Here is a 14200-nt window from a genome sequence, read left to right on the forward strand (position 1 = left end):
CCCCTTTTTCTCCTTATTGTCTTGAAGAGACTGAAGGCAGGTGACCTTTAGTGTACATATATGTTAGTTAAGGTTGCAAGGATGATTACGCCCTGTCGGTTCGTAAGCGGGAAGTCGTATCCCTATGCTTTATTTTCAAAACTCTATTTAAATACCAACAATTAAACTTTTCATCATGGAAACTACTCAAAAAAAAGCAGCCTCTTTTAAAGGCATCAGATCCGCCGGTTGGGTAATCGTAATCTGTTTTATCATCGCCGTGCTTATTTTTCACTTTGTGTTGGGAAATCCCTCCAACTTTATGAACAACGACCCGAACAACCATCCGTTGCCGGGTAACTTCCTCGGTACCATCTATAAAGGTGGATTCATTGTTCCTGTAATTCAAACGCTTTTGCTGACTGTCATCGCACTGAGTATTGAACGTTATATTGCCATTGGCGCTGCCTTTGGTAAGGGGTCATTGGTGAAATTCGTAGCTAACATCAAAGCAGCCTTGGCTGAAGGTGATATGAAGAAGGCACAACAAATCTGCGATTCACAACGTGGTTCTGTAGCCAATGTGGTAAATGCCACTTTGAAGAAGTATGCCGAGATGGAGAATGACACAGAGCTGTCCAAAGACCAGAAACTGCTTGCCATCCAGAAGGAATTGGAAGAAGCCACTGCGCTGGAACTGCCGATGATGGAGCAGAATCTTCCTATTATTGGTACCATCACGACTTTAGGTACATTGATGGGATTGCTCGGTACAGTTATCGGTATGATCCGTTCATTTGCCGCCCTTGCAGCCGGAGGTTCAGCCGACTCCATGGCTCTGTCGCAAGGTATTTCTGAGGCTTTGATTAATACTGCCTTCGGTATCTTGACCGGTGCATTGGCCGTTATCTCCTACAACTATTATACAAACAAGATTGACAAGTTGACTTACAGCCTCGATGAGGTTGGTTTCTCCATCGTGCAGACTTTTGCAGCTACCCATAAATAGTTGACTGCTGATAGTTGGAGCTGCGCTGTGACGTAGGCTTCTATTATCTATTCAACGAATGAATTCTCAATTTTAATTTTCAATGAAACGATTATGGGCAGAGCGAAAATAAAAAAGAAAAGTACGTTCATCGATATGACGGCGATGAGTGACGTAACTGTACTGCTGCTGACCTTCTTCATGCTGACTTCTACGTTCGTGAAGAAAGAGCCGGTACAAGTAACGACTCCCGCCTCTGTATCCGAGATTAAGATTCCGGAGACAAATGTACTCCAGATATTGGTCGATCCGAGCGGAAAAGTATTTATGAGTCTGGACAAGCAGTCCGACTTGCGCGAAGTGCTGGAAGCTATGGGGCAGGAGTATGGAGTGACTTTCACTCCGGAGGAAACTAAAAAATTCATGCTGGCGTCTACCTTTGGTGTGCCGATGAAGAGTATGAAGAAATACCTCGACTTGCCGCAAGACCAGCAAGATGCTGTATTGAAGAATGAGGGGATACCGACAGACAGTATTGACAATCAGTTCAAGGCCTGGGTACGCAACGCCCGTGCAGTGAACAGTGATTTGCGCATTGCCATCAAGGCAGATGCCAATACTCCTTATTCCGTAATAAAAAATGTGATGAACTCACTTCAGGACCTCAGAGAGAACCGGTACAACCTGATTACTTCTCTGAAGACCACAAGTGAAGAGTGACAAGCTACGAGTTACAAGTAGAACAAGAAAGGAAACATTATGGCTGAAATACAAGAAAGCGGCAACAAGAAAGGTGGAAAAAGCAAGCAGAAGAAAATGACTGTCAGGGTGGACTTTACACCTATGGTGGACATGAACATGTTGCTGATTACCTTCTTTATGCTTTGTACCTCACTGAGCAAACCTCAGACCATGGAGATAAGCATGCCGAGCAATGACAAGACCATCACCGAGGAGCAGCAGACCAAAGTCAAGGCTTCCCAAGCCATCACGCTGTTGCTGGGGGATGACAACAAGTTGTATTATTACGAAGGGGAACCTAACTACAAGGACTATACTTCACTGAAGGAAACTACCTATCAGGCGGATGGTCTGCGGGCAATGCTTCTGCAACGTAATAGAGTTGCTGTGAACGAGGTGAACAGACTGAAGCAGCAGAAACTGGATCTTAAGATATCAGAGGATGACTACCGGAAACAGCTTTCCGAGATAAAAAGCGGAAAGGATACGCCGACAGTCATCATCAAGGCTACCGATAAGTCTTCGTACAAGAATCTGATTGATGCTCTCGATGAAATGCAGATATGTAATATAGGTAAGTATGTGATAACGGATATTGCCGAAGCCGACGAGTTCTTGATGAAGAACTACGAAAGCAAGGGCGAATTGTCCCAGAACATTGCTGAATGATGTGTAACACCCAAAGAAAGGAAAGAATATGGCTAAAGTAGATTTAAGCTCCCAAGCATGGTGTGACCTCGTGTTCAGTGGTAAGAACAAAGCATATGGAGCCTATAAGATGCGTGAGACCTCTCCCAGACGGCACAACATTGCCGTGATACTGGTAATTGTAATTGCATTGATAGGTTTCAGTATCCCTACGCTGATAAAGATGGCTACCCCCAAACAGAAAGAGGTGATGACCGAAGTGACTACCCTTTCGCAGCTGGAAGAACCGGAAGTGAAGCAGGAAGAGATGAAGCGGATAGAGCCCGTGGCCCCACCGCCGCCTGCATTGAAAAGCTCCATTAAGTTTACCGCTCCCGTCATCAAAAAGGATGAGGAAGTGAGGGACGAGGATGAAATAAAAAGCCAGACAGAACTGACGGAAACGAAAGTTGCCATCTCCATTGCCGACGTGAAAGGTAATGACGAGGAACACGGCAAGGACATCGCCGACTTGAAACAAGTGGTGACGCAGGCCGAACCGGAACCTGAAAAGGTTTTCGATATGGTAGAGCAGATGCCCCAGTTCCCCGGTGGTCAGGCCGAGATGATGCAGTTCATCAGCAAGAATATGAAGTATCCGACCATTGCCCAGGAAAACGGTACGCAAGGGCGTGTAACCTGCCAGTTTGTGGTAGGTGCCGACGGCAAGGTGCGTGATGTGAAAGTGCTGAGAGGTGTAGACCCCTATCTGGATAAAGAAGCTGTCCGTGTGATTATGTCCATGCCCAAATGGATTCCCGGCAAGCAGAATGGTAAGGCCGTATCGGTGAAATATACGATACCGGTGATGTTTAGATTACAATAAGTGTGTGTGTTATGAAAACGGTGAAACAACTTCAGCTTTCAGGCTTGCTGGTGCTGCTGACTCTGCTGTCTGCCTGCCAAAGCAAGCCCAAGGACGGACAAACGGATACGTATACCTCCGGTGTGATTGCAATTGCTGCGGACGAAAGTTTCCAGCCTATTGTGCAGGAAGAAATTGACGTGTTCGAAGGACTGTTCCCCTTGGCAGGAATTGTGCCCCGTTATGTGACGGAAGTCGATGCCGTCAACCTCTTGCTCAAGGACAGTCTGCGGTTGGCAATAACCAGTCGCAGACTGACTCCCGAAGAGATGAATTCCTTCAATAGCCGGAAGTTTTTTCCGCAGGAGATAAAGATTGCTACGGACGGGCTGGCATTGATAACCCATCTTGGCAATCCGGATTCATTGATTAGTGTGAAGGACATCCGCCGCATCCTGACGGGTGATGCGAAGCAGTGGAAAGATATCTATCCGGCTTCCCGTCTGGGGGATATCAGTCTTGTGTTTGACAACAAGAACTCCAGTACCGTACGTTTTGCTGTCGATTCCATCTGTAAGGGTGTACCGCTTTCCAGTCAGTTGAAAGCGTTGAAAACCAATAGGGAGGTGATTGACTACGTGGCCCGCACGCCTGATGCCATCGGTATTATCGGCGTGAACTGGCTGAGCGACCGGAATGACAGTACGGGGCTCTCTTTCAGTAAAGAGGTGCGGCTGATGTCCGTCAGTGCTGCTGACAAGGCCATGCCGGACAACAGTTACAAACCCTATCAGGCGTATTTGTATTACGGTGATTATCCGTTGGCACGCAGCATCTATGCCTTGTTGAATGATCCGCGGAGCGCACTTCCGTGGGGATTTGCCTCTTTCCTCGCTTCCGACCGGGGACAGCGGATTATATTGAAGTCGGGATTGGTCCCCGCCACCCAACCGGTGCGCGTGGTGAACGTCAAGGATGAATAACTAAAATGAATGCTAACATGAAACGTAGATTTGTATTTTGTTTGGGAGCGATGCTGTTTGCAGGTACGCTCGCCGCACAAACGCCGGTGCCCGAATGGCAGGCGGGGGTGGATAAAGTAAAAAGTCTGATAAAGACGAATCCGGAGCAGGCTTCCGACGCAGCCGGAGAACTGCTGAAGGGCAAGAACAAGAAAAATGTGGAGCTTGTGACTTCCGTGGCCCGTGCCTATCTGGATGCAGGACAGCTGAAAGAGGCGGAAACCTATCTGGAGATGGCAAGAAAGGCCGACAACAAGGCTCCGGCAGTTTCTGTACTCGAGGGTGACATCGCTTTTGCCCGGAAAGATATCGGAAAGGCATGCCAGCTTTATGAGCAAGCCATCTATTTTGATTCGAATTATAAGGATGCGTATCTGAAATATGCGCAGGCATACAAGTCTGCCAGTCCTTCGCAGGCCATAGAGAAGCTGAACCAGCTGAAGGCCATAGCTCCGGATTGCCTGGAAGCAGACAAGGAGCTGGCGGAAGTGTATTACGCCACCAACCGTTTTGGCAAGGCTGCCGACACCTATGCCAAGTTCATCGATACTCCCGTGGCTACGGAAGATGACATCCTGAAATATGCTTTTGCACTATTCCTGAACCACGACTTCGAGAAATCCTTGGCGGTGGCGCAGAAAGGTTTGCAGAAGAATGCCCGCCATGCCGCATTCAACCGGCTTGTGATGTACAACAATGTCGACCTCAAGCGTTATGACGAGGCAGAGAAGGCTGCCGATGCTTTCTTCAATGCTTCGGATAATGCCGATTATTCATGCTTGGATTACCGCTATCACGGTGCTCTGTTGAGTGCTCTGAAGAAATATGACCAGGCCATTGAGGAATATGGTAAGGCATTGGAGAAGGATGAGAGTCAGGTGGATTTGTGGCGTGAGATTGCCGATGCTTATGAATTGAAAAACGACTATACCCAAGCCATTGCTGCTTATAAAAAGTACTATGACTCGCTGGCACAAGGTAAAAAGACGTCCGAAAACTTATTCCAGTTAGGGCGTCTGTACTACGGAGAGGGTACGTCCTCGGACACTCTCTCCGTTCAGTCTGCCGACCGCATGGCGGCATTGCAGGCTGCCGACTCTGTGTTCGCACTTGTTGCCGAACAAGCTCCCGACAGTTATTTGGGAGATATGTGGCGCGCCCGCACACACTCTGCCATGGACCCCGAAACTACAGAGGGATTGGCGAAACCTTATTACGAGAAGGTGGTGGACGTACTGCTTGCCAAAAACGAACCGAGGTACAACTCTGCATTGATAGAGTGTTACAGTTATCTGGGCTACTACTATCTGTTGAAGAGTGACTATGCTACTTCGAAAGAGTACTGGAATAAAATTCTGGCTATCGACCCCACCAATGCCACAGCAAACAAGGCATTGGACGGCATCAAATAGCAATAATTTTAGTTGTTTGTCGTGTCGGGAGGAGTGGAGAGTGATTCTTAGCTCCTCCTTTTTTGTTGCAGGGTCCCCCTTGGAGGCAGTGATTGCTTGCGGTAGTCCGTGGGTGAAGTGCCTAAGTGTGTCTTCACATACTTCCCGAAAAAGGAGATGTTGGGGAAATCCTGATGCTCGGAAATCTCCTTGATAGACTTATTGGAATACTTCAGAAAATATTTGATGTCTTCGACCACATAATCGTTTATCCACTCGAAGGCTGTCTTTCCGCTGACCTTTTTGCAGACGGTGGAAAGATATTTGGGAGTAACACACAGCTTACCCGCATAATAGGAAATAGAACGTTTTTTCACCTCGGTGCAGGCCAGCAGGTCGAGGAATCTCTTGAATAGAATGTTGCTCCGCTTCACCATTTGGCTTTCGGGAGGGGTGCTCAACTGGTTTAAATCTGCCAGCAGCTCATACAGCATGGTGCGTATCAGCGACCTGATGACTTCTTTGTAGTAGGGCTGCTCCGCTTGTTTCATTCGGGCACGTATCACCTTATAGTATAAATCGAACAGTTGCACTCTGTCCTTGTCAATGCGTACTACCGGATTCTGGCTGATATAGAAAGCCTTGTTCCATATGTCACTACTTTTATGAAGGTACTTCTGTGTAATCTGGGTCGACAGACAGAACATGGCGCCCTTGAAGTCGGAACTGGTTGTGCAATTGCTCAGAATCATATTGGGCATACAAATCAGCATCTCACCGGGGTAGATAGCATATTTTTGGGTATTGATGTTTATCTGCAGTCTTCCTTTTACACAGACCACATAGATGTTTGCATTCAACTTGAAATACTTGTTGAAAAGCAAGTTCTTGAAATCTCCAAGTATAGCAATATCGTTGTCGGTATAGTCCGTACTTGTATATTCTGCTATATTGTATGTGTTAAGTTGGTAAATCTTTTCTTCGTTTTTCATATTCATGTCTTTAGCTCCTTTGCAAATGTAAAGCAAGTGGCAGGAAATATAGAGTCCTAAATGGATACAGAAGTGTCCTAATCTTCTTGCGTGTGAGGCTAATTTCGAACCAAAGAATAGAATTGTTCCTTTTTCTGAGCATTTTTTTTCTTGAAACGCTTGTCGTATTGAAAAGAATGTCTACTTTTGCGGTGTACTATTATACTAATACACATAAACAATAAGATATTTAATTCATCCAAGCGTATGTTACAAGTAGAAAACATTTCATTTAGTTATCGCAAGGGGCGGAAAGAAGTCCTGAGCGATTTTTCACTTTCGCTGGAAGCCGGCCGGGTTTACGGTCTGTTGGGTAAGAACGGAGCCGGCAAGTCTACGTTGCTCTATCTGATGAGCGGTTTGTTGGCTCCCAAACGTGGGAGAGTGATGTATCATGATACCGACATGCGCCGCCGGTTGCCCGTCACGTTGCAGGACATGTTTCTGGTACCCGAGGAGTTCGAGCTGCCTCCTATTTCCTTGGTCAGCTATATTGAACTGAACAGTAAGTTCTATCCCCGTTTCAGCAAGGAAGACATGGTGAAGTACCTACATTTCTTCGAGATGGATATGGATGCTGATTTGGGAGCCTTGTCCATGGGGCAGAAAAAGAAAATCTTCATGAGTTTTGCGCTGGCCACCAATACTTCCCTGCTGCTGATGGATGAGCCTACCAATGGACTGGATATTCCGGGAAAGAGCCAGTTCCGCAAATTTCTGGCTTCGGGTATGTCGGACGACAAGACGATTGTCATTTCCACCCATCAGGTGCGTGACATTGACAAAGTACTGGACCATGTGCTGATTATGGACAACAGCCGCGTATTGCTGGACGAATCCACTGCCAGCATTTGCAGTAAGCTGTTCTTCTTGGAGAGTGACGACCGGGAGTTGGCTGCGACTGCCTTGTACACGCTTCCCTCCGTACAAGGCAATTTCTTGATGCTGCCCAATACGGAAGGTGAGGAATCGGAGATTAATCTTGAACTGCTGTTTGGCGCCGTACTTGCAGAGCCTGGGAAGATAGCGGAAATGTTTCACACTAAAACAAATGAATAATGATACGCGATACCTTTTTTAGTTTGCATCGCTTTGTGAACGTATGCCGCAAAGAGATGGTGGAGAATTGGAAGACCTATATACTCCGCTCGGTGATGGTCTACGGAATGTTGGCCATAGTCTTTGTCTGGAATGGATACTATCAGTATCACAATCTGGAAGCGGGAGCTGTGGGCATGGACCCTATCTGGGAGTTTGAGTCCAGATTCTTTCTTTGGGGACTTGTCATTTGGGGATGCATTAGCGCCTCGTTTACCATGGAAAGGATGAAAAGCAAGACGAGTCGTACCGTTGTGCTCATGACACCTGCCACCATGTTCGAGAAATTCTTTGCCCGCTGGCTGGTGGCTACCTGCGGCTTTATCTTGGTCTTTCTGATAGCTTTCAAGCTGGCGGACTTGACAAGAGTCGTCTTCTATCTTCTGGCCTACCCGGAGCTGCATGTCGTTCACTCCTTTCCGTTGTGGGAATTCTGCTGTAACACGAACCGTTTCTATGAGACGATAGGAAGCGGACCGGCTGTGGTGGGTATATTCCTGAGCTGCTACTTTTTTCTACAGTCTTTCTTCCTGCTGGGCAGTACGGTCTGGCCCAAAAATGCACTTATCAAGACTTTTGCGGCCGGTGTCTGCATCTTCGTTTCATATATCCTGATAGCTGTATTGTGTCTGGAAACCATTCTACCCAATAATTTTTTTATGACCGAGCCTTATATCAACAGGGAAGCATCGAGTGACTGGCTGATTTTTATAACTTCGTTTTTCGCCCTTTTCAACTGGGTGCTTGCCTATTTCCGTTTCAAGGAGTCCGAAATCATTAATCGCTGGTAACTATGAACTTTAAGGAAAGCAAAGCCATCTACCTGCAAATAGCAGACCGCATTTGCGACGAGGTACTTCTCGGGCAATATCAGGAGGAAGAACGTATTCCTTCGGTACGGGAATATGCGGCTGTGGTAGAGGTCAACGCCAATACGGTGATGCGTTCGTACGACTACTTGCAGACGCAAGGAGTGATTTACAACAAGCGGGGTATCGGCTATTTTGTGTCGGTAGGTGCACGTAAGCTGATTCTTTCGTTGAGGAAAGAGTATTTTCTGAAGGAGGAAGTGGATTATTTCTTCAAGCAGATTTTCACGCTGGGCATCTCTGCCGAGGAGTTGTCCGGGATGTATCAGGAGTTTATCAAGAAACAAAAATAAAAGAAGACAGTTATGAAACGAACGACTTATATAATGATAGGAATGCTGGTTACCGGTGTGGCAATGGTATGCGGACTCATGTTCTATGTGGTGGACCGCAATGTCACTCAGAAAGATAATTTTATGGAAATCGGCGGAGAACGGAAAACGGTGCAGCTGCCCTCGTGCAGGGTGTTGAAGCTGACACAGCCTCCGGTGGTGTGGAAACAGAAAAAAGAAGGTATTGTGGAGGCAGAGCGTATGTTCTCGTTCGGGGAAGTGCCGTTGGAGGTAACTGCCGGAGACTCTTTGCAGCAGGGCAGTTTCTCCTATGCAGGGGATATGGAGGCTTTTATGTCGATGACTTCCGTTGGCGATACCCTGCTCGTCACCTTTGACTTTCCGGAGGATAAGCTGGAACAGCATCTTCAGAATGACATTTGGATAAGGGTTCGTTCAGAAGGGATGGAATTGCGGTTGCCTGCGGAGGTACAAGCGGTTGTGGTAGATGTGGAAGATATGGAAGCCAATTTCTACGGACTCCGTTGCGATACGCTCTCTTTCCGCACGCGATACCTTGCCCGGCTGGAAGATTGCCATGTCACTGCGCTTGCGGCGCAGGCGCAGAGCTTGCATTTCAACAGCGGCACAGTGCGCAACCTTTATCTGAATCTGGACGAGATAGCCGACTGGGATGTCAATACCGGTTCCTTCCATATCGATACGGAGCATCTGTCCGGCAGTCGCTATCATCGTTGTCTTTTGCAGAAGAATGAATGCCGCCGGGTGTTCTGGACACCGTTAAAGGATGATGCCTCTTTGAGTGTGGAGTTAAAACAAGCAGTTAAAATAGAAGTAGGTGAGTAGCCATAATACGAAATGACTTATCTTTGCACATGAATCAAAAAGTGTAGAGTATATGGCCTTGCAATTGGCATTCGTATTGGTAGCTATCATTATAGGCGCCCGCTTGGGCGGCATTGGACTAGGTGTAATGGGAGGGATAGGTCTGGCAATTCTGACGTTTGGTTTCGGATTGCAGCCTACATCACCTCCCATTGACGTTATGTTGATGATAGCCGCCGTCATTTCTGCCGCATCCTGCATGCAGGCGGCTGGCGGACTGGATTATATGGTAAAGCTGGCAGAACGGTTGTTGCGGAAGAATCCTTCGCAGGTCACCATCTTGAGCCCTATTGTGACCTATTTGTTTACTTTTGTTGCCGGTACGGGACATGTGGCATATTCGGTGCTTCCCGTGATTGCCGAGGTTGCCACGGAGACCAAGATTCGTCCCGAGAGGCCACTGGGCATTGCGGTGATTGCTTCGCAGCAGGCTATTACGGCAAGTCCCATTTCGGCTGCCACCGTCGCATTGCTTGGGTTGCTGGCGGGATTTGATGTCACCTTGTTTGATATTCTGAAAATAACGATTCCTGCTACCATTATCGGGGTACTTGTGGGCGCCTTGTTCTCCATGAAGGTGGGCAAGGAGTTGGCAGACGACCCGGAGTACAGAAAGAGGTTGACCGAAGGCTATCTTGATGTCAAGAAGGTGGAGATAAAGGATATACACAATAAACGGCATGCCGTCTTGTCTGTGCTTATCTTTATCCTTGCCACTGTTTTTATCGTGTTCTTTGGTTCGTTCGACAGTTTGCGTCCTGCCTTCGTGATAGACGGCGAGACGGTGAGACTCGGCATGTCCGCCATTATCGAAATCGTGATGCTCTCTGCCGCCGCCCTCATCTTGCTGCTGACTCGCACCGACGGCATGAAGGCAACGCAAGGCTCCGTCTTCCCGGCAGGCATGCAGGCGGTGATTGCCATATTCGGCATTGCCTGGATGGGAGATACTTTTCTTCAGGGAAACATGCTTCAGTTGACCCAGTCCGTCGAGGGAGTGGTGAGGCAAATGCCGTGGCTGTTCGGGATAGCCTTGTTTGCCATGTCGATTCTGCTTTATAGCCAGGCCGCCACTGTGCGCGCACTGATGCCTTTGGGCATCGCTTTGGGCATTTCGCCTATGATACTGGTTGCTCTGTTCCCGGCCGTAAACGGTTACTTCTTTATTCCCAACTATCCCACCGTAGTAGCAGCCATTAATTTCGACCGTACCGGAACTACCCGTATCGGCAAGTATGTGCTGAACCACTCGTTCATGCTTCCCGGACTTGTTTCGACTGGCGTTGCCATCGGGCTGGGGTTGCTTTTCATCAGGATATTCTAAGGGAAACCGCTGCTTTTAATCCGTTGTATATAGGGCTTTGTTTACTTGTGTATAGGGAGTGTTCCCTTTTACTCATTGCCTTATCAGCGCCTAATGGTCGTGCGGTGATCTGCTGACGGCTGTTAAGCGGGTTGTTGATGGCCGTTAGGCGATTGCATCATGGCCGTTGCATACTGTTGATTCCTTATGTCCGACGTAATAAATACCTTCATTCTCTGAATAAAGCACAGAGGAAAACAGTATTGAGGTCTTGGCTTTGTGTGGCTGTACGCATTTGTTCTGATTGCATTTGAAGGGGGAGGAGATGGAATTAATACCGTGTTTGCAGGATATTGATTTCGTCAGGTACGATATAAATAAGATGTGATGCAAGAAATTAATAACTTGTGTTACTCCATGTTATCTTCTTGTGGTGTCAGTATTTCTGTTTGTGAAACGGTGTGGAAGCAAATTTTGCTTCCACACTTTTGAGTTGCTTCCACCGCATCTGTAATGCCGATGAATAAAGGGATGTGGAGAGGAGGTGGAAGTGTGGAAGCAATTTGCACAAACATTATTTGCGCAAACATTTTTTTCTGTCCTTGATGGGAATTAAAAAAAATGAGGATAAACGGCCTTTAAACCTTTTATCCTCATTGTAGTTGCGGAGATCCGACTCGAACGAATGACCTTTGGGTTATGAGCCCAACGAGCTACCAACTGCTCCACTCCGCGATGTTATTGTTTTGTGGGTGCAAAGGTACGGCTTTTTATTTAATATGCAAATAAAATGCATGATATTTTTGAGGTTAAGTGGATTTTAATGAGTAATATGTTGATAAATAGAACGATAATAAGCCTACTTTTTTTCTTCCTTTTTAGGGCTGTTCATTAATAAAATGAATGTTTTCTTGTAAGATATGCGGAAATGTCTTACTTTTGCTCAAATAATAAAGCAATGTGCAATTAATCTATGACCGTATCGAAGACAAAAGCTAAATTAGTGGACGTTGCCCGTCAGCTGTTTGCAAAGATGGGCGTTGAGAATACCACGATGAATGATATTGCCCTCGCTTCGAAGAAAGGTAGGAGAACGCTCTATACCTATTTTAAGAGCAAGGAAGATATCTACTTGGCTGTTGTCGAGTCGGAGCTGGATATTCTTTCGGATATGATGAAGCACGTGGTAGAGAAAGATATTCAGCCGGACGAGAAACTGATGGAAATGATTTACACTCATCTGGATGCGGTAAAAGAGGTTGTCTTTCGGAATGGTACTCTTCGTGCCAATTTCTTTCGGGATATTTGGAGAGTGGAGAAAGTGCGCAAACGTTTCGATGCTACAGAGACCCAGCTTTTCAAGGAGGTTCTGCGTGAAGGTATGGAGAAGGGTGTTTTCCAGATAGATGACTTGGATATGACTGCCGAGATTGTGCATTACAGTGTCAAAGGTATTGAAACACCTTATATCCGCGGCCATATAGGGGCCAATCTGGACGATGCGGTACGCGATACTTACGTGACCCGTCTGGTACTTGGTGCATTGGGAAAGAAGTAAGAATACATTTTATAAATAATTTTAAAATAATATGGGATTATTAGATGGAAAAACAGCCATTGTGACAGGTGCTGCACGCGGCATCGGCAAGGCTATCGCTTTGAAGTTCGCTCAAGAAGGAGCAAATATTGCATTCACTGACTTAGTGATTGATGAAAATGCCGAGGCTACGGCAAAAGAATTGGAAGCTTTGGGAGTAAAGGCAAAAGCTTATGCCTCCAATGCAGCAAACTTTGAAGACACTGCCAATGTAGTGGCAGAAATCCATAAGGACTTTGGACGTATTGATATTCTGGTAAACAATGCCGGTATTACACGTGACGGTCTGATGATGCGTATGAGCGAACAGCAATGGGATATGGTTATCAATGTCAACCTGAAATCGGCATTTAACTTTATCCATGCCTGCACACCCATCATGATGCGCCAGAAGGCGGGTAGCATTATCAATATGGCATCTGTGGTAGGTGTTCACGGCAATGCCGGCCAGGCCAACTATTCTGCTTCCAAAGCCGGTATGATTGCTTTGGCCAAGTCTATCGCTCAGGAGCTGGGTTCTCGTGGAATCCGTGCCAATGCCATTGCTCCGGGCTTCATCATGACAGCCATGACCGACGCCTTGTCTGAAGAGGTGAAGGCTGAATGGTGCAAGAAGATTCCTTTGCGTCGTGGCGGCACACCCGAAGACGTGGCAAATATCGCTACTTTCCTGGCTTCTGATATGTCTTCTTATGTATCCGGTCAGGTTATTCAGGTAGATGGTGGGATGAATATGTAATTTAATGATTAATGATTAGTGATTAATGTTTAATGAGAAGTTGGGTGTTAGTCATTAATCATTAATCACTAATCATTAAACATTAACAACCGATGACTGTCGTATACGAAGACAATCATATCATTATAGTCAACAAGACCGCTTCCGAGATAGTTCAGGGAGACAAAACGGGTGATACACCGCTTTCGGAAACTGTAAAGCAGTACCTGAAAGAGAAGTACAGCAAGCCTGGAAATGTCTTTATCGGTGTCGCTCACCGGCTGGACCGCCCCGTGAGCGGTCTTGTTGTTTTTGCCAAGACCAGTAAGGCACTGTCGCGTCTGAACGAGATGTTCAAGAATAGCGAGGTGAAGAAGACTTACTGGGCAGTAGTGAAGAACTTGCCCCGCGAGGAAGAGGGGGAATTGGTGAACTATCTGGTGCGAAATGAGAAACAGAACAAGAGTTATGCATACGACAAGGAGGTGCCGGGCAGCAAGAAAGCGATTTTGCATTACCGGCTCATCGGGCGGTCGCAGAACTATTATCTGTTGGAAATAGATTTGAAAACCGGACGCCATCACCAGATACGTTGTCAGTTGGCAAAGATGGGCTGTCCCATCAAGGGAGATTTGAAGTATGGTTCGCCCCGCTCCAATCCCGACGGCAGCATCTGTCTGCATGCGCGGTATATCCGTTTTGTGCATCCGGTGTCCAAAGAACTGATAGAAGTGGAGGCGCCCGTTCCTCCCGGAAATTTATGGAATGGTTTTGAAACGATTTAATCTTACAG

The 14200-nt window shown here is 46.8% G+C and carries 15 protein-coding genes and 1 tRNA gene; 14 read left to right on the forward strand and 2 right to left on the reverse strand.

Annotated elements, in window-relative coordinates:
- The first annotated feature begins 175 nt into the window (after positions 1–175).
- The 6 genes from NQ510_RS06625 (at position 176) to NQ510_RS06650 (ending at position 5634) form a co-directional block, all read left to right on the forward strand.
- On the forward strand, positions 176–988 hold the full coding sequence (locus tag NQ510_RS06625; RefSeq protein ID WP_005828650.1) for a MotA/TolQ/ExbB proton channel family protein: 813 nt from the start codon (positions 176–178) through the stop codon (positions 986–988).
- A gap of 93 nt (positions 989–1081) precedes the next feature.
- Complete coding sequence (locus tag NQ510_RS06630) at positions 1082–1687, forward strand: ExbD/TolR family protein (RefSeq protein WP_005828648.1); 606 nt, start codon at positions 1082–1084, stop codon at positions 1685–1687.
- 39 nt (positions 1688–1726) lie between these two features.
- A complete protein-coding gene (locus NQ510_RS06635; RefSeq protein ID WP_005828642.1) occupies positions 1727–2377 on the forward strand; it encodes an ExbD/TolR family protein in 651 nt (216 codons plus the stop codon).
- A 28-nt stretch (positions 2378–2405) separates the two neighbouring features.
- Positions 2406–3221 (forward strand): energy transducer TonB, encoded by an 816-nt coding sequence (locus tag NQ510_RS06640; protein ID WP_005828639.1) that lies wholly within the window; start codon positions 2406–2408, stop codon positions 3219–3221.
- Between the two features lie 11 nt (positions 3222–3232).
- On the forward strand, positions 3233–4183 hold the full coding sequence (locus tag NQ510_RS06645; protein WP_005828635.1) for a PstS family phosphate ABC transporter substrate-binding protein: 951 nt from the start codon (positions 3233–3235) through the stop codon (positions 4181–4183).
- Between the two features lie 5 nt (positions 4184–4188).
- The gene (locus NQ510_RS06650; protein ID WP_005828632.1) at positions 4189–5634 is read left to right on the forward strand and encodes a tetratricopeptide repeat protein; all 1446 of its coding nucleotides are present in this window, start codon (positions 4189–4191) and stop codon (positions 5632–5634) included.
- A gap of 47 nt (positions 5635–5681) precedes the next feature.
- On the opposite strand, the gene NQ510_RS06655 is transcribed toward NQ510_RS06650, so the two are convergent.
- Positions 5682–6605: a helix-turn-helix domain-containing protein gene (locus NQ510_RS06655; protein WP_008665930.1), complete on the reverse strand. Its 924-nt coding sequence runs from the start codon at positions 6603–6605 to the stop codon at positions 5682–5684.
- 246 nt (positions 6606–6851) lie between these two features.
- Here NQ510_RS06655 and NQ510_RS06660 point away from each other — a divergent pair, with 246 nt between their 5' ends.
- The 5 genes from NQ510_RS06660 to NQ510_RS06680 are packed head-to-tail and all read left to right on the forward strand — an operon-like array spanning position 6852 to position 11113.
- Positions 6852–7703, forward strand: coding sequence for an ABC transporter ATP-binding protein (locus NQ510_RS06660; protein ID WP_005828621.1), 852 nt, complete (start codon positions 6852–6854; stop codon positions 7701–7703).
- Positions 7703–8533, forward strand: a complete 831-nt coding sequence (locus NQ510_RS06665) for a hypothetical protein (protein WP_005828617.1) — start codon at positions 7703–7705, stop codon at positions 8531–8533. Before NQ510_RS06660 ends, NQ510_RS06665 begins: the two co-directional genes overlap by 1 nt.
- 2 nt (positions 8534–8535) lie before the next feature.
- The gene (locus NQ510_RS06670; protein ID WP_005828614.1) at positions 8536–8904 is read left to right on the forward strand and encodes a GntR family transcriptional regulator; all 369 of its coding nucleotides are present in this window, start codon (positions 8536–8538) and stop codon (positions 8902–8904) included.
- Positions 8905–8916: 12 nt separating this feature from the next.
- On the forward strand, positions 8917–9750 hold the full coding sequence (locus NQ510_RS06675; protein ID WP_005828612.1) for a hypothetical protein: 834 nt from the start codon (positions 8917–8919) through the stop codon (positions 9748–9750).
- Between the two features lie 52 nt (positions 9751–9802).
- Positions 9803–11113, forward strand: coding sequence for an anaerobic C4-dicarboxylate transporter family protein (locus NQ510_RS06680; RefSeq protein WP_005828611.1), 1311 nt, complete (start codon positions 9803–9805; stop codon positions 11111–11113).
- A gap of 641 nt (positions 11114–11754) precedes the next feature.
- Here NQ510_RS06680 and NQ510_RS06685 read toward each other — a convergent pair.
- A tRNA-Met gene (locus tag NQ510_RS06685) sits at positions 11755–11827 on the reverse strand.
- A 238-nt stretch (positions 11828–12065) separates the two neighbouring features.
- On the opposite strand from NQ510_RS06685, the gene NQ510_RS06690 reads away from it, so the two are divergent.
- The 3 genes from NQ510_RS06690 to NQ510_RS06700 all read left to right on the forward strand — a co-directional run bounded on the left by NQ510_RS06690 (position 12066) and on the right by NQ510_RS06700 (position 14192).
- A complete protein-coding gene (locus NQ510_RS06690) occupies positions 12066–12650 on the forward strand; it encodes a TetR/AcrR family transcriptional regulator (RefSeq protein WP_005828604.1) in 585 nt (194 codons plus the stop codon).
- Between the two features lie 31 nt (positions 12651–12681).
- Positions 12682–13428, forward strand: a complete 747-nt coding sequence (gene fabG / locus NQ510_RS06695) for a 3-oxoacyl-[acyl-carrier-protein] reductase (protein WP_005828602.1) — start codon at positions 12682–12684, stop codon at positions 13426–13428.
- Between the two features lie 92 nt (positions 13429–13520).
- Positions 13521–14192: an RluA family pseudouridine synthase gene (locus tag NQ510_RS06700; RefSeq protein WP_005828600.1), complete on the forward strand. Its 672-nt coding sequence runs from the start codon at positions 13521–13523 to the stop codon at positions 14190–14192.
- Positions 14193–14200: the final 8 nt, after the last annotated feature.

Source organism: Bacteroides uniformis (genome assembly GCF_025147485.1).
GTDB classification, from domain to species: domain Bacteria; phylum Bacteroidota; class Bacteroidia; order Bacteroidales; family Bacteroidaceae; genus Bacteroides; species Bacteroides uniformis.

Bases quoted from the DNA above. Each gene is read 5' to 3' on its own strand.
- NQ510_RS06665 (WP_005828617.1), top strand. From the start codon at position 7,703: ATGATACGCGATACCTTTTTTAGTTTGCATCGCTTTGTGAACGTATGC.
- NQ510_RS06690 (WP_005828604.1), top strand. From the start codon at position 12,066: ATGACCGTATCGAAGACAAAAGCTAAATTAGTGGACGTTGCCCGTCAG.
- NQ510_RS06625 (WP_005828650.1), top strand. From the start codon at position 176: ATGGAAACTACTCAAAAAAAAGCAGCCTCTTTTAAAGGCATCAGATCC.
- NQ510_RS06640 (WP_005828639.1), top strand. From the start codon at position 2,406: ATGGCTAAAGTAGATTTAAGCTCCCAAGCATGGTGTGACCTCGTGTTC.
- NQ510_RS06680 (WP_005828611.1), top strand. From the start codon at position 9,803: ATGGCCTTGCAATTGGCATTCGTATTGGTAGCTATCATTATAGGCGCC.
- NQ510_RS06700 (WP_005828600.1), top strand. From the start codon at position 13,521: ATGACTGTCGTATACGAAGACAATCATATCATTATAGTCAACAAGACC.
- NQ510_RS06630 (WP_005828648.1), top strand. From the start codon at position 1,082: ATGGGCAGAGCGAAAATAAAAAAGAAAAGTACGTTCATCGATATGACG.
- NQ510_RS06635 (WP_005828642.1), top strand. From the start codon at position 1,727: ATGGCTGAAATACAAGAAAGCGGCAACAAGAAAGGTGGAAAAAGCAAG.
- NQ510_RS06660 (WP_005828621.1), top strand. From the start codon at position 6,852: ATGTTACAAGTAGAAAACATTTCATTTAGTTATCGCAAGGGGCGGAAA.
- NQ510_RS06675 (WP_005828612.1), top strand. From the start codon at position 8,917: ATGAAACGAACGACTTATATAATGATAGGAATGCTGGTTACCGGTGTG.
- fabG (WP_005828602.1), top strand. From the start codon at position 12,682: ATGGGATTATTAGATGGAAAAACAGCCATTGTGACAGGTGCTGCACGC.
- NQ510_RS06650 (WP_005828632.1), top strand. From the start codon at position 4,189: ATGAATGCTAACATGAAACGTAGATTTGTATTTTGTTTGGGAGCGATG.
- NQ510_RS06655 (WP_008665930.1), bottom strand. From the start codon at position 6,605: ATGAAAAACGAAGAAAAGATTTACCAACTTAACACATACAATATAGCA.
- NQ510_RS06670 (WP_005828614.1), top strand. From the start codon at position 8,536: ATGAACTTTAAGGAAAGCAAAGCCATCTACCTGCAAATAGCAGACCGC.
- NQ510_RS06645 (WP_005828635.1), top strand. From the start codon at position 3,233: ATGAAAACGGTGAAACAACTTCAGCTTTCAGGCTTGCTGGTGCTGCTG.